Origin of the sequence: Brevibacillus composti (assembly GCF_016406105.1) — a bacterium.
Taxonomy (GTDB): Bacteria; Bacillota; Bacilli; order Brevibacillales; family Brevibacillaceae; genus Brevibacillus; species Brevibacillus composti.
The window spans coordinates 118515-140572 of the sequence record NZ_CP066308.1 but is presented as its reverse complement, the minus strand read 5'-3'; the positions used below and the strand labels follow the sequence as shown (position 1 = coordinate 140572).

20 protein-coding genes and 2 pseudogenes are annotated in these 22058 nt (G+C 55.7%); all 22 read right to left on the bottom strand.

Features of this window, described 5'->3' with window-relative positions; all coding sequences use genetic code 11:
• Positions 1-5: 5 nt before the first annotated feature.
• A complete protein-coding gene (gene hpt / locus JD108_RS00805) occupies positions 6-545 on the bottom strand; it encodes a hypoxanthine phosphoribosyltransferase (RefSeq protein ID WP_198828157.1) in 540 nt (179 codons plus the stop codon).
• The gene (tilS, locus tag JD108_RS00800; protein WP_198828156.1) at positions 542-1969 is read right to left on the bottom strand and encodes a tRNA lysidine(34) synthetase TilS; all 1428 of its coding nucleotides are present in this window, start codon (positions 1967-1969) and stop codon (positions 542-544) included. The genes hpt and tilS overlap by 4 nt, the downstream gene beginning before the upstream one ends.
• On the bottom strand, positions 1947-2396 hold the full coding sequence (locus JD108_RS00795) for a threonine/serine exporter family protein (RefSeq protein ID WP_198828155.1): 450 nt from the start codon (positions 2394-2396) through the stop codon (positions 1947-1949). The genes tilS and JD108_RS00795 overlap by 23 nt, the downstream gene beginning before the upstream one ends.
• A gap of 7 nt (positions 2397-2403) precedes the next feature.
• Entirely contained in the window at positions 2404-3153 is a 750-nt protein-coding gene (locus tag JD108_RS00790; protein ID WP_198828154.1) for a threonine/serine exporter family protein, read from the bottom strand.
• 15 nt (positions 3154-3168) lie between these two features.
• Positions 3169-4101, bottom strand: coding sequence for a serine/threonine protein kinase (locus JD108_RS00785; protein WP_198828153.1), 933 nt, complete (start codon positions 4099-4101; stop codon positions 3169-3171).
• The gene (locus JD108_RS00780; protein WP_198828152.1) at positions 4091-4846 is read right to left on the bottom strand and encodes a VWA domain-containing protein; all 756 of its coding nucleotides are present in this window, start codon (positions 4844-4846) and stop codon (positions 4091-4093) included. The genes JD108_RS00785 and JD108_RS00780 overlap by 11 nt, the downstream gene beginning before the upstream one ends.
• Before the next feature lie 151 nt (positions 4847-4997).
• Positions 4998-5957, bottom strand: a pseudogene (gene ptsP, locus JD108_RS00775) (phosphoenolpyruvate--protein phosphotransferase); the annotation flags it as partial.
• Positions 5958-6022: 65 nt separating this feature from the next.
• Positions 6023-6130: pseudogene (locus JD108_RS22520) on the bottom strand (HPr family phosphocarrier protein); the annotation flags it as partial.
• Positions 6131-6152: 22 nt separating this feature from the next.
• A complete protein-coding gene (locus tag JD108_RS00765; RefSeq protein ID WP_198828151.1) occupies positions 6153-8078 on the bottom strand; it encodes a PTS fructose transporter subunit IIABC in 1926 nt (641 codons plus the stop codon).
• 12 nt (positions 8079-8090) lie between these two features.
• Positions 8091-9008, bottom strand: coding sequence for a 1-phosphofructokinase (gene pfkB, locus JD108_RS00760; RefSeq protein WP_198828150.1), 918 nt, complete (start codon positions 9006-9008; stop codon positions 8091-8093).
• A complete protein-coding gene (locus JD108_RS00755) occupies positions 9005-9760 on the bottom strand; it encodes a DeoR/GlpR family DNA-binding transcription regulator (protein WP_198828149.1) in 756 nt (251 codons plus the stop codon). Before JD108_RS00755 ends, pfkB begins: the two co-directional genes overlap by 4 nt.
• 221 nt (positions 9761-9981) lie before the next feature.
• Complete coding sequence (gene spoIIE / locus JD108_RS00750) at positions 9982-12453, bottom strand: stage II sporulation protein E (RefSeq protein ID WP_198828148.1); 2472 nt, start codon at positions 12451-12453, stop codon at positions 9982-9984.
• Between the two features lie 356 nt (positions 12454-12809).
• A complete protein-coding gene (locus JD108_RS00745; RefSeq protein WP_198828147.1) occupies positions 12810-13178 on the bottom strand; it encodes a S1 RNA-binding domain-containing protein in 369 nt (122 codons plus the stop codon).
• Positions 13179-13220: 42 nt separating this feature from the next.
• Positions 13221-13535 carry an FtsB family cell division protein gene (locus JD108_RS00740; RefSeq protein WP_228728254.1) on the bottom strand — a complete coding sequence of 105 codons (315 nt, stop codon included), beginning with the start codon at positions 13533-13535 and terminating at the stop codon, positions 13221-13223.
• Positions 13536-13556: 21 nt separating this feature from the next.
• Positions 13557-14129: a spore cortex biosynthesis protein YabQ gene (gene yabQ / locus JD108_RS00735; protein WP_198828146.1), complete on the bottom strand. Its 573-nt coding sequence runs from the start codon at positions 14127-14129 to the stop codon at positions 13557-13559.
• Positions 14126-14410, bottom strand: coding sequence for a sporulation protein YabP (gene yabP / locus JD108_RS00730; RefSeq protein WP_198828145.1), 285 nt, complete (start codon positions 14408-14410; stop codon positions 14126-14128). Before yabP ends, yabQ begins: the two co-directional genes overlap by 4 nt.
• A 209-nt stretch (positions 14411-14619) precedes the next feature.
• Positions 14620-16662, bottom strand: coding sequence for a copper amine oxidase N-terminal domain-containing protein (locus tag JD108_RS00725; RefSeq protein WP_198828144.1), 2043 nt, complete (start codon positions 16660-16662; stop codon positions 14620-14622).
• Between the two features lie 219 nt (positions 16663-16881).
• Positions 16882-17556, bottom strand: coding sequence for a tetratricopeptide repeat protein (locus JD108_RS00720; protein ID WP_198828143.1), 675 nt, complete (start codon positions 17554-17556; stop codon positions 16882-16884).
• Between the two features lie 150 nt (positions 17557-17706).
• Positions 17707-18003 carry an RNA-binding S4 domain-containing protein gene (locus tag JD108_RS00715; RefSeq protein WP_198828142.1) on the bottom strand — a complete coding sequence of 99 codons (297 nt, stop codon included), beginning with the start codon at positions 18001-18003 and terminating at the stop codon, positions 17707-17709.
• Between the two features lie 14 nt (positions 18004-18017).
• Positions 18018-19490, bottom strand: a complete 1473-nt coding sequence (gene yabN, locus JD108_RS00710; protein ID WP_198828141.1) for a bifunctional methyltransferase/pyrophosphohydrolase YabN — start codon at positions 19488-19490, stop codon at positions 18018-18020.
• A gap of 57 nt (positions 19491-19547) precedes the next feature.
• Entirely contained in the window at positions 19548-21182 is a 1635-nt protein-coding gene (locus JD108_RS00705; RefSeq protein ID WP_198828140.1) for a putative polysaccharide biosynthesis protein, read from the bottom strand.
• A gap of 158 nt (positions 21183-21340) precedes the next feature.
• On the bottom strand, positions 21341-21883 hold the full coding sequence (spoVT, locus tag JD108_RS00700) for a stage V sporulation protein T (RefSeq protein WP_198828139.1): 543 nt from the start codon (positions 21881-21883) through the stop codon (positions 21341-21343).
• Positions 21884-22058: the final 175 nt, after the last annotated feature.

The following is a 22058-nucleotide window of genomic DNA, read 5'->3' as shown; positions in this document are numbered from 1 at the left end:
CAAACCTAGCTGGAGTATACTTCCGGCTTCAGCACGCCGATAAACGGCAAATTGCGATATTTCTCGGCGTAGTCAAGACCGTAGCCCACCACAAATTCGTCCGGAATGGTAAACCCGCTGTAGTCCGGCGAAATGTTTACCTTTCGGCGCTCGGGCTTGTTCAGAAGCGTCACGACTTTTACTGTCGCAGCCCTGCGATGGCGCAACAGCTCCATCAGCCGGCTCAGCGTCAGTCCGCTGTCCATGATATCCTCCACGACGAGAACATGCCGGCCTTCCACGGAGGCGTCGAGATCCTTCAGGATTTTGACCATTCCTGAAGACTCCATCCCGCTCCCGTAGCTGGATACAGCCATGAAGTCCATCTCGCAGGGAATGTCCATGTGACGAAGCAGATCGGCCATAAAGATAACCGCTCCCTTCAGCACGCAGATCACGAGCGGATTTTTATCCCGATATTCATCGCTCAGGAGCGCTCCCAGCTCCTTGACCTTTCCTGCAATCTGTTCTTCGGTGAGCAAAATCTCCTTGATGTCTTGATTCACTTTAAAACCTCCCGCCACTCTTCTCCAAACTCCACTTCCACATACAAAACCCGCTTCGTGCCCTGATCCACTGGCGCCACGGCAGATCGGCGGATGCCCGGAACCCAGATGACCTGCTCTCCTGCGGTCAGGATCGGCAATCTGTCCCTCCACCTCTGCGGAACCTTGGCGTCTATCAGCAGGTCCTTCAGCTTTTTGCTCCCTGCTGTTCCCCATAAGGGCATGCGGTCACCCGGCTTGCGACTGCGAATACATAAAGGCCCGGGAAGTCGATCGGCATCAAATACCGCTGTGTCATCGGGAAGCTTCTCCCAATCGATGGGGCCGTCTCGATAATACGTATGTACTGATGCTCCGCTTTCCGGAACAAGCGTGATTCCCGGAACCGCGAGCCTGTAGCAGAAACACTGACGATGTCGCGTCTGGCCATCCAGCCGAAAGCGGACCTGCCCGTATTCTCGGGCGGCGGATACACCGCCGGGAAGATTCATTTCGGCGGACGGACGACTTCCCTCTATCATGTGCAAAACGGCCTCCACATGAAGCGAAGACCATTCGATTTGCCTTGAGAGATAATTTAATATTAGAGTAATCATTCTCCTTTGTAAAGCAACGTCACAACTTTGAAACTTGTTCCTGTCGATGGTTATATCGCCTTTTTTTTGCCTGATCACAGACTCTTCCAGCTGTTCCCTGCTCAGTTTTTGCAGGTACGCTTCATCCTCCCGAACGGACGCGGACAGGGAAAGGATATGCTCGCCGTATCGTTCGTTGATCTGGCGAAGCAGCGGCATCACTTCGAGCCTGATCAGGTTGCGGGCGTATTTTCGCGAAAGGTTGCTGCTGTCCTCGCGGGGCGCCAGTCCATGCTCCCGGCAATAGCGTTCCAGCTCGGCCCGGCTGACCGGCAGCAGCGGCCGCACCAGCTCGATCTCGCCTTCCACCAGCCAGCGGCGGTCAGGCATGCCTGCCAGTCCGGACAAGCGCGTCCCCCGGATCAGCCGAAACAAAATCGTCTCGATCTGGTCATCGGCGTGGTGCGCTACCGCGATCCGCGAAGCTCCGACCTCGCGCGCCACCTGCTCGAAGATCGCATACCGGACGGCCCGGCTGGCCTCCTGCGGTCCCATCCCGGTCTGTTTCATCACCTCAGGAATGTCGCGCTCGTATAGATGAAAGGCGACGCCGAGCGAGGCACACAGCTCTTTTGCATAGCGAGCGTCCTCCCGCGCTTCCTCCCCGCGAAAGCCGTGGTTGAGATGTACGGCATGCAGGGTCCATCCGTATTGATAGTGTGAATTGAGAGCCCACAAGATATGCAAAAGAGCCGTGGAGTCGTTTCCCCCGGAAAGCCCGACGACGATGGAAGCGCCAGGCTCCAACAGTCGATGCTGTTCGATATTAGTGCGCACGCTTTCGAGCATGGCGAGCTCCCCTCCAGATGGTCAATACCGAAATGCCCAGAATCAGCCCCGAAGCGATCGCTCCGGCGACCATCGCGGTCTGCATCGCGAGCGTAATTCCATTCATATATTCTCCATTGACGAAGGCGAGCATCGCTTTGTAGGCCAGAGACCCCGGAACCAGCGGGATAATGCCGGCGACACTGAAATTGGTGGAGGGCACGCGCAGCCAGATGGACAAGATCTGGCTCAGGACAGAGACGGACGTGGCCGCTGCAAACGTGGACAAGATCACCTCCGCCCCGAAGTGAGGCAGAATAAAGTAAATCAGCCATCCGGTCACCCCCGCGAAGCCGCAAGCCAAAAGCGTTCGGACCGGCACGTTAAACAGCAATCCCCAGGCCATCGAGGACAAAAGACTAAGTCCTAATCCTTTTAACAAGAGCATCTGCTTTTCACCTCATGAACCACAGGGTAATCGCTGTCGCGACGGCAACCGAGAGAGCTGTCAAAAGAGCTTCGGCTCCGCGGGAGACGCCGGCGACCAAATCTCCGGCAATCAGGTCGCGGAGCGAATTGGTGATCGCAATCCCCGGAAACAGCGGGAGCATCGCACCGATGATCAGAATGCTGAAGTGCAGCTGCGGGAAGAGCGTCACGCACAGCAGCGCAAACAATCCCCCGAGCAAGGCGGACATGAATTCCGTAAAAAACTTCATCCGTAGGAACAATTCGAAAAATTGCAGACTGAGGTTGACGGTGAGACCCGCCAACACCGAAGGGATCAGATCCAGCCAGGACCCCCCGGCGAGCATGGAAAAAGAGCCACTGGCAATGCCAGCCGCTATATGCTGCAGCCATTTGGGATAGACCGGTTTTCCCTGATCGATCTGTTGAAACAAGCGATAGGCTTCGACAAGCGTAATGCTGCCGGAAACAAACCGGCGCGAAACGTCATTGGCCAGTGTGACCTTGTTCAGGTTAATCGTCCGGCTCGGCGTACGGACCATCCGTGTATGATCCTGTCCATTCGAACGAAAAGACAAAATAATGCTGGTCGGGGTCGCCGAGCTGTTCACCGAGTCCATACCGGCTGCCCTGGCGATCAACGACATCGTCTCTTCGGTTCGATACGTCTCCCCGCCGTTTTTCAACATAATTTCACCTGCGAGCAGGCACGTATCCATAACCAGATCTGCGGACACAGACTGTCACACCCTTCACATCATCCATGCATAATACAAGGTTCCGGCCAAAAGCAGCATGGATGCGACAAACAACCCGCCAATCCATATGCCTGAGGCTCCGGAGCCTGCCGCCTTTTTTGACCGTGAGCCAATCGCACGCTTTTGTACGATGGCCATCATCTCTTCCTTCATCTCGTCCGCCGAAGCATATTTGCCGTGAAAAGCCTTGACCAGCGGAATCCGATACGGATAAAGGCTGTCGTTGTTCCGTATTATATCACAGAGCAGGCCGGTATGACGTCTGTCCAATTGACAACTCTTCCAAACTTCCGGGCTGACAGCGAGGCGGACGGTCATCACCGCCAGGGAGAACAGGTCGTAGTCCACTCCTGCCCGCCGGTCGCCCGCGTGCCAGGCTGCCCGATCATACTCCTCGGTAAATTGCCGGACGGCATTGCCGATTTTGGTGACACCTCCAAAATCAATCAGTCTGGCTTGATTATCGGAGCGCGTCACCATCACATTCTCCGGTTTGAGATCGCCAAATACCCAGCCGTGCCGATGCAAGACCGAGAGCCGGGACAACAGCTGGATGACCAGAACAGGCACCCAATCGGAGCCTGCCTGCCGCACATACTGGTCCAGCTGCTCGCCGTCTACATACTCCATCGCGTAAAAGGTACAGCTGCGGCCATTGATTATCAGGTCATCCACGTCGCAGAGGAGCGGAGCCACGGCTGCCCGCGGGTCACGCTCCTGTTGCAGCTGCTTCAGCACGTTTACCTCCATGAGAATATCCATGCCTTCCGCACCGATCTTGACAGCGCGTTTGACCCCGTTCTGAGAGGCCAGGTAGACGGCCCCGTTTGCACCTCGTCCCAGCTCCCGCAGGACGTGATACGTCTGTTTGTTCCATCTGCCCTGAAATTGGCGGGGCAGGCTGGGAATCGCCCGATTAGAAGACATGGTCTCTCAGATCGCCCCTGTCTTCTTTCTCGTCATACCCGTAGCGATCTTGCAGGTTCGCAGGGAGCCGGACATGGTCAAACAGGGCAATCGCCTCTACGATGGCCGGGCCTGTAGGGGTAATCCCGCTCATCTGGAGATCAGAGCTGAGCTGATGAGCCTGCTCCACTTCTTCTGTCCACGGGATGCGGACATCCAGATGTGTTTGTTTCCCAGGAAATGAACAAACAGCCATTCGGCTTTTTCCCCGCCGCGAGCGAAGGCTGATGCTGAAATCATGAATGGCTTGCTGGACGGCTGAGAGCTTTGGTTTCATACTGCCGGAGGAGTCGACGAGCATGACGACGTCCAGCCGGCTGTTTTCGCCCAGCTCATCTACCATGCCCGCCACCTGGACCCGCTTTTCCGGCGCCAAGCCCTCCATGGCAGAATCGCCCAAAATCTCTTTCAATTCCTTGCTCACCACTTGATGGATAGTTCGCGTCATCGCTTGCCGCGTCAGCATTTGCACGGTTTGCGCCAGCTGCTGGGGATAGACGATGTCAAACAAGCCGCCCCCCGCTTCCGCCATCTCGCGAATTTCCTTCGTACCCTGCTCTCCCATGTCACCCTTCTCGATCACGCCGATGACATTTACCGTAATCCCCTGTTCACGGGCCAATGTGGCGGCCGCGACAGGACTCAATCCAGAGTTGGAGCAGCCGTCCGTCACTACCAGTATTTGTCGCAAGGTTGCTTCTTTCACGATTCATCTCCCCATTCTGCCTTCCTGTATTTGCTAACCAGTATCGACAGGCTGGGGAAGAAACATACCAAAAGGATTGCGGCAGGGACTTCCGGTCCACAGCGCAATCCCCTTTCGGTCTATGGCAAAATCCCTTTTTCTCGCTGCCCGCTTACAGCTTCTGAAGGACTTGTTCCTTTATATAGGCCCTGATTTCCTGACCGCTTTCGAGCGTCAGCGCATGCTGGGCTACTGCCTTCATCTCCGTGGTATCCAGCCTCTTCATTAGATGGCGCGTGCGGAGGATGGAGGCGGCGCTCATGCTGAACTCATCCAGGCCGAGGCCGAGCAGGATCGGAACGGCCAGCTCCTCGCCCGCCATTTCGCCGCACATCCCCACCCATTTGCCCGCCTGATGGGCAGCTTCGATCACCTGTCTGATCATCCGCAGCACGGCCGGGTGAAAGGGATCGTACAGATAGGAGACCTGCTCATTCATCCGGTCGGCAGCCATCATATACTGAATCAGATCGTTCGTCCCGATGCTGAAAAAGTCAACTTCCCGGGCCAGCTGATCCGCAATCATTGCCGCCGCCGGCACCTCGATCATGATGCCGACTTGCAATTCTTCATTATAAGGCAGATGTTTGCTGCGCAGTTCCGCTTTTGCTTCCTCAAGCAACTGGTTTGCTCTGCGCAACTCGCCAAGCGTGGCAATCATCGGATACATGATCTTGATGTTTCCATACGTGCTGGCCCGCAGCAATGCCCGCAGCTGTGTCTTGAACAGCTCGGGCCGGTCCAGGCAGAGACGAATCGCACGATAGCCGAGAAACGGGTTCAGCTCTTTGGGCAACGAGAGGTAGGCGAGCTCTTTGTCCCCGCCGATGTCCAGTGTTCGTATGACGACCGGTCTTTCTTCCATCGCCTCGGCGGCCGCCTTATAGGCTTCAAACTGCTCCTCTTCTGAGGGAAACTGGTCCCGTCCCATATAGAGAAATTCCGTTCGGAACAGGCCAATCGCCTCGGCCCCGCTGGCTGCGGCCTGGCCCGCTTCCTGCGGGTTGCCGATATTGGCTGCCAGCTCCACACGCTTTCCGTCTCTGGTGACAGTGGCCTCCTTGGCCAAGCGGCCCAGGCCGCACCCAGCGTCATCAGACCCATGATGCTCTTCCCGTTTACCTTTTTGCTCCCTTTGATGACGTGGATGTTGCAAGGATAGGATGTCGCCTTTTGAACGAACAGGGAAGCTGGACGCGCATGCAGTCCGCTTGGATTTTTGATGATGAAAGCTTTTGTTAGCATGATGTTTTCCACTCCTCGAAGTTTAGTTGACCGCTTCCTTTTTTAACAGGTTGACCATCAGTGCCGTGACGACCGTTCCTGTCAGGATCGCCACGATGTACATCCCCGCGTTGCCGATCACGGGGAGTACGAAGACCCCACCATGCGGCGCCGGCAGCGTACAGCCGAAGAACATCGACAAGCCGCCGGCTACAGCCGATCCCAGCATGGTGGAAGGAATGACGCGGGTCGGGTCTGCGGCGGCAAACGGAATCGCTCCTTCGGTAATAAAGGATGCTCCCAGCAGATAAGCCGTTTTCCCGGCCTGTTTCTCCTCCTGGGTGAACTTTTTCTTGAACAGCGTCGTGGCCAGCGCCAGTCCGAGCGGCGGGGTCATCCCGGCCGCCATGATCGCCGCATGCGGTCCGAGGTTGCCTTCCGCGATCATCGCGATCCCAAAGGTAAATGCCGCTTTGTTAAACGGCCCGCCCATATCAAAGGCCATCATGGCGCCCAATACCGCGCCGAGAATAATCGCATTGCCCTGGTTCATATTTTTCAGCCAGCCCGTGAGCGCCGTGTTGACAGCCGCCAGCGGTTCGGAGATGACGAATACCATGACGAGGCCTGTCAACAAGATCCCGAAGAGCGGATAGAGCAGAACCGGTTTCAGGCTGTCCAGGGAGGGGGGCAATTTGGACAAGGCCTTTTTTAGCCCCAGTACCAGATAACCGGCCAAAAATCCGGCGATCAGCCCGCCCAAAAATCCGGAGCCGCTCGAAGCCGCCAGCATCCCGCCCACCATTCCCGGGGCAAAACCGGGACGATCCGCGATGCTCATGGCAATAAAGCCGGCCAGCACCGGGATCATCAGCGCAAAGGCACTCCCGCTGCCGATGTCCATCAACGCTTTAGCGAGCGGGTGAAAACTCGGGTCATTTGGTTCAAATGCCTTGATGCCAAACATAAAGCTGAGCGCGATGATAATCCCGCCGCCGACGACGAACGGCAGCATATTGGAGACGCCGTTCATCAGATGCTTGTAAAAAGCAAACGGATGGGACCCGTCGCCCTCGGCAGATTCCCCCGCCTTTTGCGTCTGTCCGCCTTTGCCCTGGTACCTTTTTCCTTCCTGCTTCACCGCCCGGTTCAGCAGCGCCTCCGGCTGGCGGATCCCTTCGGCTACCGGGACCTCGATCACCACTTTGCCGACAAAGCGCTCCATTTCCACCTGTTTGTCGGCTGCCACGATCACCGCGCTGGCGGCCTCGATTTCCTCCGGCGTCAGCCGGTTTTTCACGCCGCTGGAGCCGTTGGTCTCCACTTTGAGGGTGATGCCCATTTCTTCCGCTTTTTTCTTGAGCGCGTCTGCAGCCATATAGGTGTGGGCAATGCCCGTCGGACAGGCTGTCACGGCGACGACCGTCGCGCCGGTTGGCGTTTCGGTTGGCGCTCCTTCATTTTCTTGGTTCCCGGCTTCTCCCTCTTCGGCCTGACGGATCTCCAGCTCTTTGGCAGTTATGATCCGAAGCAGCTCGGCCGCCGACTCCACTGTCATCAGCTGCCGGCGGAAAGATTCGTCCATCAGCATCTCGGAGAGCAGGGCCAGCGTCTCGAGATGAGCCTGATTCGCATGGTCCGTGGCGGCAATCATGAAAAACAGATGGGCCTTCTGGTTGTCCAGCGAGTCGAAGTCGATGCCCTCTCGGGAAAAGCCAAATGCGATGCTGGGCGTTTTCACTGCGGCCGATTTGGCATGCGGGATCGCGATCCCTTCGCCGATGCCGGTGGAACCCAGTGCCTCGCGGGCGAGAATCGCCTTTTTCAGCTCCTCCTTGCTGTGCAGGCGTCCCGTTTGATCCAGTTTGTCGATCAGTTCGTCCAGAGCGGCTTCCTTCGTCTGAGCCGCAAGGGAAAGAATGATCGTCTCCTCTCGCAGCAAATCGCCAATGCGGATGCGAGTTGACATATGCGTTCCCCCTTATCCTTCCACCTTTGTGATCGTAATCCTCGGAATAAGCTCGCCAATTTTCTCTCGTGTGCAAAAACCTTCCGACAGCGCGGTCGCACTGCCGGTCGCGATGGCGAAGCGAAAGGCCTCCTCGATCTCCTGTCCCTGCAGGAGCGCGTACAAGAATCCGGCCACCACGGAATCGCCTGCGCCGATCGAGTTAACCGGAGCCTGTCTCGGGATGTCGGCTGTATATACGCCGTGATCGCTGACGAGCACCGCGCCCTGCCCCGCCATGGAGACAATGACATGACGCGCGCCGGCCTCCCATGCTTTTTTTCCGTAGATGATCGCCTCCTGCGGCGTGGAGATGGCAACTCCGTACAGTTCCCCCAGCTCGTGGTGATTGGGCTTGATGAGAAAGGGGCGCTCCGGCAAGCTGTCAGCCAGTGCCTTTCCGCTCGCGTCCAGAAAAACCCGCACGCCCCTGGGACCGAGCCGCTTCAGGATGGACTGGTAGAAATGCTCTGGCACGCCAGGAGGCAAACTGCCGGCCAGCACCAGCACGTCATCGGCTGTCAGTTGATCCAGCTGACGGGAGAGCGCAGCCAGCGCTTCCGGCGGAATATGCGGCGGCACGCCGCTGATGTCGGTTTCACTCTGGGCTTTGATCTTGAGATTGATCCGGGACTCCTGTTCCAGCTGAATAAACTGATGAACGATCCCTTCCTGCTCCAGCTCTTGCCGGATAAACGCGCCCGTAAATCCGCCGGCAAACCCCAGCGCCCTGCTCTCCATGCCGAGGATGCCCAGCACCTTCGATACATTGATGCCCTTGCCTCCGGCCACTTTCCGTTCCTTTTTTGCCTGTTGAATCTCTCCTTCTCTCCAGGCGTCCAGCCAGATATGGTAGTCGATCGATGGATTCAACGTTACTGTGTAGATCATGCTTTCACCACTTTTAGTTGTGTCCGTATGGCGTAATAGCTGTTCTGTTCCGCATCCAAGCCGTCATCGGTAATCACGGTCACCTGGTCCAGCTCCCCCACCTTGGCAAAGGTAACCCGGGAGAACTTGGTCGAATCGCACAAGACATAGCGTGCGTCCGAATATTGAAGCGCCAGCTGCTTGACGTATGCCTCGTCCGGGTCCGGCGTCGTCAGTCCGTGCTCGCCGTCGACGCCGTTCATGCCGAGAAAGCATTTGTCGAAGCGGTACTGGCTAATCGTTTTTAAGGCATCGGGTCCAACCAACGACAATGTAGCCGCTTTCAATTCGCCCCCGAGCAGGATCGTCTTGATCTTTCTTTTGCTCAGCTCCAGGGCGATGTCGACGCCGTTGGTCACCACGACGATCTGGTCATGCGGGATAAAGGGCAGCATTTGGCTGGTCGTCGTGCCGGCATCGATAAAAATGGAATCATGCTCCTCGATTAGACTGGCCGCATACCGGGCAATTGCAATTTTTTGCTGGGCGTATTTTACGGATTTCTCCTGAATCGAAGGCTCTTCAATTTTGTTTTGCGGCCAAGCGGCTCCCCCGTGGACACGCTTTACCAACCGCTTTTCCTCCAGCTCGATCAAGTCTCGTCTGACCGTGGATTCCGATGCGCCGGTCTGCTCCACCAGTTCCTGGATGCGCGCGACTCCTTTTTCCTTAAGCATGCTCAAAATCAGTTGATGTCGTTCGGGCGTAAGCATGATGATCTCCTTTCACACTCAAGAGAGAAGAAAAAGAATAGGTCTTGATTGCTTCTGATTATAAACGATAAAACAGTCACAAACAATCAAAAATGGTCAAAATCAATCAGGTAATATTTAAAAATCCTTCATTTCCATTCAAGGCATATCTTTTTCGCTGCGGCCAAACTTCCAAACAAAAAGCAGCCTTTACGCATAAAGGCTGCCTCTCTCACCATATTTCAACTGACGATTCTCGGCCGCTCCAGCTTGGGCATTCCGTGCACCTGGATCGCCGACCATTGCGGAATAAATCTGTCGATTCTCGCTACCAGCACCGTCATATCGTCGACAATCTGCCCGGAATGCTGCCGGATGACCCGCTCCAACAAAAGATCAGCCACTTCCTGCGGATCGTCGGTCTCCAGCTCGGACAAAATCCGCTTCATCCACGCCTGACGGTTCTCGATATGCCGCGGTGCCTCGTAGATCCCATCGGACATCATGATCAACAGATCGCCCGGTTTGAGCGTGCGGGAGATCACGTCTACTTCGATCTCCTCCAGAATGCCGACGGGAAGGTTATTTGCCGTAATGGTAATGACATCTGTCCCCCGCTTGACGAAGCTGGGTGTCGATCCGATTTTTACGAACCGGGTATGGGCCGTCTGCAGGTCCACCAGCGCCAAATCTACGGTGGCAAACATCTCATCCGTCGACCGCAGGGCCAGCACCGAATTGACCGTCTTGATCGACAGCTTTTCGTCGAGACCGGAGCGCAGCAGCTGCTGCAGCATGTCGAGTGCCGACTGGCTCTCCAGATAGGCCCTCTCGCCATTTCCCATCCCGTCGCTGATCGCCAGCGCCATCTTGCCATTTCCCAGATCCATCGTGCGGAAGCTGTCACCGGAGAGCAGCTTTCCGTCCTTGGCCGCTCCGGCGACGCCGATCTCGATCTCAAAGGTCTTTGCCGAAGCCAGGCACATCGTGCAGGTCCCATCCTTTTGCGCCTCACAGTGACGCTCTTTGACCACGATATTTTCCCCCAAAATCTCCGTCAACATCGGCGCCACGATCTTGGCGCATTCATCCCGGCCATAGCAGCTGGGCTGGCTGATCTCGATATCGACCTTGCCCTCCTCCAGATTGTGGATCTCCACGCGCCGGACGGACAGGCCAAGACCCTCCAAGGCCTGCGACACTTGCTTTTCCTGCAGGCTCAGCTCCATCCCTTCCCGCTGGATCTCACGGGCGAAATCGCTCATCACCCGGGAGACGCCGGAGAGCTGATCGGCCACCAACCTGCGGCTTTCCTTCACTTGCTTTCGCAGGATATCAAAGGATTGCTGGCGATCATACTCCTGCTCCATGATCGTCATGACTTTTTCTGCCTTGATGCACTTTCGCTCCCAGTCGCGGGGCGGCGTCACCCCGCTTAGCGAGCCGGACTCCTGCACTTTCTCCGCCAGCCAGATCATCCCCTGATAGATGGCCTCTGTATCTCGCTCCCAGCACTGCTCCCTTTTCCAGCAGCGCTGGCAGGTAAATTCGGTCACCCGACTCAAAAAGGCATCGGTCTGCTGCTCCGGTTCATCCGCGTCGGCCGTCTGCGCAAAGCTGCGCGACAATTGGACGAACAGCTCGGAGAACTGCTGAATCTTTCCGGCTGTCACATCCCGCACCCGGCGCATGTACGCCTGATGGGATTGCAGATTTTCCGGCGTGCCGGGAATGAACCGGGAGACATTCTTCCACACGCTCGCAGGCGTCAGCAAAAACAGGACGATCGCCAGTCCGGTCTCGATCAGCGACAGATACAGGGTCTCTTCCGCCCCGCCGTAAATCGCGAGAATCGCCGTGCCGATGAGCAATCCCGCGGATACGCCCACTTTGCCGCCTTCCTTCAGCAATCCGGCCAGAAGACCGGAAAATGCCAGCAGATTGATCTGCATCAGCGCACTGACATTGGCCAGACTGAGGATCAAACCCGTGACGACCCCCACGGCCGCGCCAATCGTCCCTCCGCCGGTAAAGGCAAACAAGAGAAGCAGGTAGCGGGAGAGGACATTCTCCATCGACAATCCCTCGATCGACCAGTCGACAGTGCCGGTCATCAGGGAGGCCAGCAAGATGACAAGAGAGACGATCTCTTCATTTTTCAGCGGCTCATACGGCTTTGCCAGATGAATGATGGAGAGCGACTGGATGAAAATCAGCGTCAGGACGAAGCTGAGAATGGCCTCCACCGCCACCATGACGAGCGAATAGGTCGAGACTTGATTCGTGATGGTATCAAACAACAAATGGCTGGCAAAGACGGTGAACAACACCAGCAGCGGCGTACGCGAGAAATCCTTGCGCCGCAGACGCTCGCTCCACTTGCAGACAGCGAGTGCCAGCACCACGCTCATCACAGCCTGCAAGCCCATCGGAACCGTATGCGTAAAGGCACCGAGGATGAGGGCAAGTCCGCAAGCCACTACGGTATCCTTGCGCAGGTAGTACATCACCATGAAATACGGAACGATAAAAGGAGTCAGCTCCTCGAGGATCAAGGCTCGTCCCAGTAAAAACCCCATCAAAAACGGCAGCAGCTTCCATTTCTCCGCTGTCTCTGCGATGCGCTCTCCCCAGCTTCCCGTCGAGGCGTCCCACTGCTCGGAGACGCGGCGTGCCCAGACGTGGCCGGTATCGGTTATGTTCTTACTGATCATGACGTTACACCACCCCGTTACGTATCAATGTGGTTACCATTATACGAAGGGGGGGATGTAAATTTTGTCAAAAAACCAAAGTGTATTCCTAGAATCGTGCGACAAAATCATTGCCGTGTTTGGACAAAAAACGGCCCTTCCGCCCATTTGCCCGACGGAAGCGGCGCATTTTCCTTCCAAAGACAAAAAAAAACCGACGTCTTGGCGGTCTACGTCGGCTGACAGGTGATTCGCGCTTAGCGAAACGGGCTTGTCATATACATTCGTCATAATCTTAAAATGCCCTTCCTGTTTTTCTCGTCAAATTGCGCATTTCCATAAGAAAGAAAAATCAAAATACTCTAACTTTTCCGCTCTCAGCGGCTTCTTCCCCTCTTGTCCCTCTTCTTGCGCAGGGATGTCTGCCGGTCTTCACTCTCTTTGATAAACCGATTCAGCTTCTCTTCAAATCCTTCGGTCCGCTCCCGTTGATGAGGGCGAGACGGCCGCTCCCTTTCCTGGGCCTTTTTGATCGAGAGGCCGATCTTGCCGTCACGGATATTGAGCACGATGACGGTCACCTTGTCCCCGAGCTTCAAATGCTCGTGAATATCTTTCACATAAGTCGCTGCAATCTCACTGATGTGGACAAGCCCCGTTTCTCCTCCGGGCAACTCCACGAAAGCACCGAATTTCGTGATGCCTGTCACTTTCCCTTCCAGTTTGCTCCCGACTTCAACTCCCATGGACGTGAAAGGCCTCCCTCTGGTGAAGATATCCCCGATCTCTTATTTCTCCGGGATCACGTATATGCTTTCGCCCGGCTTTGTATAAAAGAATTGCTTCCTTGCCAGTTCGGCCACGTATTCCTGATCGTAGAGACGGCTCGCTTTATAGGTAAGCTCCGCCTGTTCCTTCTGGACGATAGCCATCTCCTGCTTCAGCGCATTGAGTTCTGCCTTCTTTTCCGCCAGAACCCCGCTTTGCAAATATAGGGTATAGCCAGTCCAGACAAACACGCAAAGAACAAAGAAGAGAACAAGGCGAATTCTTCGCTTTTGTCCTTTTCGATTATTCATTTGAGAGGGGGGGACGGTTTTCAATGTTTGCCACCTCGATAAGAGTTACTTCTGCTTCTTTCCTGAGAATAACCACTTCTTCCAAGAACCCCAGATTCCTGCCCAACTCTTGTATATTCTTTTCCCCAAATGCTGACCCCATCTGGCAAAAGGAGACGAGATCCACCGAAGCATCTTCCAGAAAAAACCGAGAATCGTCATGACGATTCCCGCCAAAAACGTAACCAGCATGACAATCAGCTGATACAAAAACAAGACGGGACGGATAATCAGGATGTTGATCAACCGTACTATGGTTCGATATAACCATCGCAAAAATTTTATCACGGCATGAAGGAATTGGACATACTTCTTACTACCTATGACAAAATACACCCACGCGCCGAACAGCATGCCCAGAAAAATGGGGAAACGGACAATTCCGTCGTTCACCTGGATGAGGATCCAGAATACCAGCCCCATACTGCCCACCCAGAACAAGATGTCCAGGATGAAGGCGAGCCAGGAGGGGATCCTTCCTCTTCTCGTCAATACGTGATACGTGTCAAATCCCATCCCCAGCAAAGCGCCGCATGCTGTCATGGCCATGACGGTCTGGAATTGAACGGAGATGCTCACTTGAATAACTTCCCGAAGAATCCTCTCGACCGGTCAGCGGCCTGCCCTTGCTCCAGGTAGGCCATGTCATGTACCAATCCCTCAATCGCCACTTCGCCCGTCTCCAAGCTCAGGTTTTTCATATGCAGATTCTGCCCCCGGATGGTTAAAAAACCGCCTTCTGTTTCCAGCAAAAATTCCTCGCTATCAAAGCTCTCGACGTTTTTTACTCCGGAAATCGCCAAGCTCCGCCGATTGATCATCACGACTTCGTGGCGCGGACGTTTCACATGGTCGTTCATCTCTTTGTCCTCCTCACGTACCCGTTCTTGTACCATAAATATGGAGGGGGATGTCCTTTTAGAACAATTTGTCCGGTTCGAAAAAGGTCGGGGCTCCCTTCCATTCAGGGAAAGAGAAAGGGAGCATCTCCCGGTTTTCACCGAGAAATGCTCCCTTGTCCTGGTTCGTGTATGTCCGTCTTTGCATCAGCTGACTTGTGGATGGATTCTTATTTGAATACCGCGTAGCTGCCGTTGTTGTAGGAGATCTTGTAGCCCAACTGCTCAAGCACAAAGCGGAGAGGCACAACCGGCACGTTGTTTCTCGCTTGGACGGCGGTCGGCAATGTGACATTCTTGCCGTTCAGCGTCGCGATATTGGAGCCGACGCGGAATTGGATCGTTTTGCCGTTGCCGACGATTCGCGCCGTCGTATTGGTGAATGTCGTCGAAACTCCCAGCCCGTCGCGGAAGAAAGAGGCGGGCATGAGCGTGTGTCCATTGACGGCAAACGGAGCCGCCGGCAAGGCAACGCGCTGTCCTCCCTTCATAAAGGAACCGACGCTGGCCTGGAAGGTGACCGCATTCGGCGGAACGACGTTGACCGGACGGGCAAACAACAGCCCCGGTTCTTCGGAAGAGTAGACTGCGATGCTGTAAACCCCTCCCGCCGCAGGTGTCGTGACGCCTGCCGACTCCAGCAGGTTAATGTTTACAGCCGTCTTCGCCGGGATGTCCTGGGACGGCATGATTATCAGGTTTTGTCCCCGTACCCCGACAAAGGCCGAGGCGGCCCCGTTGACAGTGACGGCCTGTGGAGCAATGTAGGCTGGCACGCGGAATCCAACCGGCATGACGATCTCGATGAAATCGCGGTTGCGGACCAGCGGCACGCCCAGCGACTTGATGCCGACCTGCATCCCTGTCACAGCCTGTGGAACGGTCTTGCTCAGCGCAAGCGTAGCCGTGCTGTTATCGACGGGCACGGGCGTTACCGGAGGAGTGGGCGTCAGCGGCGCTCCGGTGATCTCATAGGTGTTGGAGCGGTATTTTCGGCCCTCCACATCCACGGTGATCTGATAGCTGCCCGGCGCATTTGGATTCCTCAGGAAAGCATCGTACCCGAACTCGATGTTCAGCTTGTTGCTGTTGCCAAATCCGCTCGGCGTACGGAATGACACCTTGCTGCCATTCGCTCCCAGGTTGGCGACATGGTGCCCGTTTACCTTCACATCGAGATTGGACAGGACCGGCGGAACCATTTCGCTGCGCGGGAATTCGATCGTCACTAGCGCGTTGGCGTAGACTCTCTCTGTGAGGCTGACGTCAAAGCTGTAGCTGCTGCGCGCCCCGACTCCCTTGTCAGAGAGCCTCACGTCAAATTCTTTTGTCTTTGCCGATTTGACCTCAAAGGTCTTGGTTTCATAATCGCGGTTCTCATAGGAAACGGCGTAGGTATACTTGGTTCCCGGTGGCGGGTTTTTGATCCCTGCCGAGGAATCGAACTCCAACTTGATGTACTTGTCCCCGTCTACGCCTCTCGGTATTTCGATCCGGACGCGGGTGTTGCCGGTAATCGAGACCGCGGAGGCACGCGTGCCGTTAATCTTTACGTCTGAGGCGCTGATTTTACTGGGCAGCATGTCCCGGTGCGGGAAATCGACGTAAATGTATTTTCCTTGTCTCAGCTTATCCGATCCGCCCAAATCGAATCTTCCGATGGTAACCGAGGTCTCGGAGCCCTCCTCATAATCGCTCTGGCTGATCGTGATGTTTTTGGAGCTGCTGCCGCCGGACGAGCTGCGTCCGCCGATTTCGATCTCTTCCGTCCTGTTTCGTTCATTGGAGGTTTCGACCCCGATCGAGTAATCGCCGGACTTGGAGGGGTTGACGACGCGGTCGATGGTCACTATGAGCTCCGTATCCGCTTTGATGCGCTCATCCACCGTAATCTCCACATAGCGCGTGCTGATTTTCACATCATCAATCGAGAGGCGCTTGCTCTTGCCGTCCCTCAAATCCACGTCGGATGACTTTACTTTTTTCAGCGAATACTGGGAAGGAAAGCTGATGGTGATCGTATCCCCTCTGCGCAAATCCTCTTCAATTTCAAACTCGATTGTATATTCGGTTTCTTCATCCACATCGGTATCGTCCGCAGATACATCATAAATCGACAAGGCATACGCCTGCATCGGGCTCATGGCTAACGGTGCTGTCAGAACTGTGGCCGCCATCAGCGCAGCCAGTCCTTTTTTTGCGCTTTTGTGCATTACAAAGGCCTCCTTTTCCATGCAACTCCCTTCATCATAGGAAATGCATGGGGGAAAATCGTTACAAATAGGTAACGATTTCGTGCCCGAAAGACCGCTCCTCCTGCTCGCGTCAAATCCCCCGCTCACCATCGTTTTTTTCGAAAAAAAAAAAGACTGCCGGCCCAGGGCAGTCAGGTATGACAAATCGATGCAGGGACAGTTCGGCTTAACGCGTCTCTACCCTTTGCTTTTCGGCCACGACAGCAAGGCCCAGCGCCTCTCCGTCCGCCGCTTGTATTTGGGCAGCGCCCGGTATACGTCCAGCGCTTCCCGATAAGCCTCGCGGGCTTTTTCTGTCTGCCCCATCTGCATGTAGAGTTCGCCCAGCTTGTAGTACACCTCTGCCGAAGAGGTCTGCATCCCCGCCAGCTCCTGCAGATAGGCCAGTGCTTTTTCCGTCTGATTCTGCTTGGCATAGGCCTCGCCCAGCCGGAGATAAGGCTCGCCGTATTTTACCCGCGGGTTGATCTTCAGCGCTTTTTGCAGCAGCTCTTCCCCTTCTTCCAAGCGGCCGGTCTTCAAGAGGCTGATCCCGCGGTCGCTGATGACCTCCGCTGAGTCTTCCATGACCGGCGCCACTTCATCGAGGTAGGACAGAGCACCCGGATAGTCCCCTTTTTCCATCAGCAAGCGGGCCAGCTCTACCTTGGCACCAGTATCATGCTTGTTTACGCTCAGCTCGCGGCGCAATGCGGCGATTCGGCGATTGCGCCGAAACGGTTTGGTCACATCGGGCAGCAGGCGGACGAAGCGAAGATCCAGCACGTACAGAATAATCAGGAGGATCAGCAGCGCTACAAACGGGTTGCCCACGATCCACCACAACAGTGAAAACAACATGATTTTTCCCACAATCTCATCCCTTTGTCCGACAAATCCTTCTTTCCTCATCTAACTATACGGAGTGAGGAGAATCTTTGTCAAATACTGGCACCTAAAAAAGAAGGGCATCTGTTTTGCCAGACACCCCTCTTTTCCGGGAAATGGCAGCCCCCTTGCAGGCTACACTCCCTTGAGATATTCGTTTTCCTCTTTTTCATCGCGCGGCACCGGCACTTCGCCGATCACCGAGTAGAGCGAAGCCGCCTCTTCCTTGCGCGGATTTTCCTTGATGTCCTCCACTTTGACCGTAACGATCTTCTGGCCGAAGCGGATGGCGAGCGTATCGCCGATTTTCACGCTGCTGGACGCCTTTGCCGGACGATCGTTGATGTGCACCCGGCTCTGATCGCATACTTCTTTTGCCAATGTCCGCCGCTTGATCAGACGCGATACTTTGAGATACTTGTCCAGTCTCATCCTCTATCCTCTCCTCATCCGTGCCGCTTTGCCTCTTCCCACCATTGATCCATCTCTTCCAGATTGGTCTCATCGAAGCTGCGGCCTGCTTCCTGCAGCTTCTGCTCGATATAGGCAAAGCGTTTGGTAAATTTTCGATTTGTCAGGGCCAGGGCTTCCTCCGGATCGATCTTCAGGAAGCGGGCCAGATTGACGACCGCAAAGAGCAAATCCCCCAGTTCGCCGGCCCGTTCATCTTCTGCCGCCTCTCGCAGCTCCTGGTACTCCTCGTCGATCTTTTTGTAGACATCCTCGATGTTCTCCCAGTCAAAACCGACGTGAGCCGCTTTTTTCTGCAGCTTGTAGGCGTACATGAGAGCGGGCAAATCGCGGGGGATTCCCGCCAGCTTGGACTGCCGCTCGGGGTCGATCCCCTTGGCTGCCTTTTCCTGGGCCTTGATCTCCTGCCAGTTGGCCAGGGCTTCGCCTGCATCCTCCGCGCTTTTCTCGCCGAAGACATGCGGGTGACGGCGGATCAGCTTTTCACTTAGGCCCGCCACGACATCGTCGACGGTGAAATAGCCGTCTTCTGCCGCCATCTGCGAGTGGAGCATGATCTGCATGAGCAGGTCGCCCAGCTCCTCGCACATCGCATCCGGGTCCTCGTCGTCAATCGTCTCCAGGACCTCGTAGGTTTCTTCGATCAGATTTTTGCGGATGCTCTGGTGGGTTTGCTCCCGATCCCACGGGCACCCCTCCGGACTGCGCAATATGGCCACAATCTCTTTCAGATAGGAGAACTGCCGGTACCGGACGCGCTCTTCCTGGGCTGGCGGCACATAGACCAGCGTCAGGTTGCCGAAGTGATCCTGATGATCCAGTTCGTACAGAGGCGCCGTCGTAATCCGCTCCTGCCCGGTGACACCCACGGCAGTCGCCACGGTCACGGGATGTTCGTCCGGCAAGACCTCCATCAGCGTCAGCTTTACCTCGGAGGCGACCCGGGCATCATACACCTGGGCAATGATGGTATGCATCCCCGGATGCACCTGATCCGCTTTGAATGCCGTGCCGTCGAGGAGCGCAAATCCTTCGATGGGGTCGATCCGCAAACGGGCAAACAGCGGGTCTATGAAGCTTTGCCCGCCCCCGATCTCGATCTCGACTCCTCGCTTGGGTCCCTCCTGCAGCAGCAGCTGGACCGTCCGCTCGGCTACCAGCGGATGGCCCGGCACCGCGTAGACAATCGCCCGCTCCTGCAGGGCTTTGGCCAGCAGCGTATCTGTGATTTCGGCATAGACGTCGTCAAAGCTGTCGTGCCGCTCGTAGATCTCGTCAAAAGCCGTGTAGGAAATCTCCTGGGCCAATTGGGACACAACCGGATGTTCACGTGTACGCAAATACAAGTGACCCGTACCTGTCAGTGTGCGGTACAGTCCGTACGGCAACTGGTCCAGATCCCCCGCCCCCAGACCCAGGACGGTTATTTTGCCTTTTGTATCAGTCAAGCGCCATGCCTCCTTATTTCATTGCTTTTCGGGTCGCGGCATTCCTTTTCCCCTCACTTATGTACGGAGCAATTTCATCCGATGAAGGAAAGAGGCGATCCGCTCCCCCTTTGGCAGAAAGCGAATATCCGCTGCCGTCAAACCGCCCGTTTTCAGCAGGGCGACCAGATAGACAGCACCTCCGGCTCCTACCGATACCAGGCCAACCACCGTATGAAGCAGCCGCGTCGATGCGAGCGTACCTTGGAGCAGCAACAGCATGCCCCCTTCCACAATCAGTACGACGACGCCCATGATGCTGACGGATAAAAACGGCTTCCAGGCAATCTGCTTCAGTCCCAGACGGGCACCGGTGTATTTCTGCACGGCCAGTACGTTCAGCCCCATCGCGATCAGATAAGACAGCACTGTCGCGACTGCAGCACCGGAGATTCCCCAGACGGGCACCAGCGCCAGATTGAGGATCAGCTTAAACAAAACGCCGATAAACAGATTGCGGGCCGGTCTCATCACGCGTCCCAGCCCCTGCAAAATGCCCGCGCTGGCAATGCTCAGTGTGGCAAACAGAATCGTGAAGGATTGGATAGCCAGTGCCTGGGTTCCTTTATCATCCCCATAGAGCATGACATTGACCGGCTCGGCGAGGAGCGCGAGGCCGAAGGAAGCAGGCAGCCCGAGCAAAAAGGTAAGCCGGATCGCCACTTCTGTCCTGCCTTCAATCACACGCTGCTGCCGCTGCGCGACCGCCTCGCTGATCGCCGGGACGAGCGCGAGCGACAGCGAAGTCGCAAAGAACGTACCGAATTGGATCAGAGGCTGACTGCGGTCAAATGCCCCTTTGAACAATTTGGCCGCTTCCTCATCCATCCCGCTCCACTGCAGCATGTTGACGACGGTCATCGAGTCGACCAAGGGAATCAGGGGAAGCACCAATGCGCCCATACAGATGGGCAGCGCGTAAAACAGCAAGCTGCGCAGCACTTGGCGATTGGACCAGGTGGACGATGTGGCCGCCTCCCCCTCTTCACCCTGCAGCTGCTGCGACTGCTTGGTTTTTTTCCAATACCAGAGGAGCACCAGAATCGCGGTCACCGCTCCCGGAAAGGCGGCAAATACCGCGCCGGTCCCCGCCAAATAGGCGTCCTGATAGGCACTCATCGCCCACCAGGCGGCAATCAGGATAAAGACCACCCGAATGAGCTGCTCCATGACCTGCGAGACACCGGTCGGCATCATGTTTTGATGGCCTTGAAAATAGCCGCGCAGGATGGCCACCATCGGCACGAGCAAAAGCGACCAGGCTACAGCCCGCAGCGGCATGGCCAACTGCTCGTCGCCCATGGACCGGGCAATCACGGTGGCCCCACCGTAGAGGAACAGAAAGAAAAAGAGCCCGAGCACCGCGAGGGTCATGCTCGCTACGCGAAACGCCTTGCGTGCTCCGGCCGCATCACCCACCGCAATCCGCTCGGAGATGATTTTGGAAATCGCGATAGGAAAGCCCGCTGTGGCCAAAATCAGCAGGGTTGAATAAAGCGGGTAAACCTGCATATATACGTACAGGCCGATGTCACCAGCGATATTTTGGTACGGGATTCGGTAGACCGCACCGAGGAGCTTGGAGACAAGACCGGCCGCCCCCAGAATGGCGGCGCCTTTCACAAATTGTACGGATGCCTTTTCCCTAGCCATGTGTGTGAAATATCTCCTCTCCAACCACAAACTGCGTACATTATACCACAACCGAAAGGGCACCCAAAAACAAGCGATGCTCATCTCCGTAGGCATCCCCCCACTTTTTTTAAAAGAAAAAAAACAGCCCCTCCAATCGAGGCTGTTTCGCTCAAATCCTATTGCTCCATCTGTTTGGCGAGGAAGCCTGCTGCTGTCTCTGCCATCTTTGTTTCCAAGTCGCCCATTTTTGTCGATTCATTTTTGGTCACAAGAATCACGGAGCCGATCGGATCGCCGCCAGCGACGATCGGGGCGACGACAAACGAGCCGTACGTTTCGTTTAGATCGCGACAGATCTCATAGGTTCCCGTATTTTTCTCCAGTCGCGTCTTTCTCTCCTCCAGGCTTTTCTCCACGATGCTGCCGATCGATTTTTCCATGTACTCCTTCTTGGATGCTCCCGATACGGCGATGATGGTGTCGCGATCCGAGATCAGAACGATATGATTCAGGCTCTCGTAGAGAGAGTCGGCATATTCCTTGGCGAAATCACCCAGCTCCCCAATTGGAGAATACTTTTTCAGGATGACTTCCCCATCGCGGTCTACAAAAATCTCCAGTGGGTCGCCTTCACGAATGCGCAGCGTACGACGGATTTCCTTTGGAATCACGACCCGGCCGAGGTCGTCAATGCGACGAACAATACCTGTTGCTTTCATGTCATGTTGCCTCGCTTTCCTGAGAAGTGGGTTGTGAATGGGTTGGTGGTTACCTGTATTTTTTCCTCAGATTCTCATTTTCACTACGGATTGTCGGCAGCAACATTTTCCAACTGTTTCTGTTACTCTCCCCCGGGCGGTAGCGAGTGACTATAGTATTCACTCCCGCTTCAAA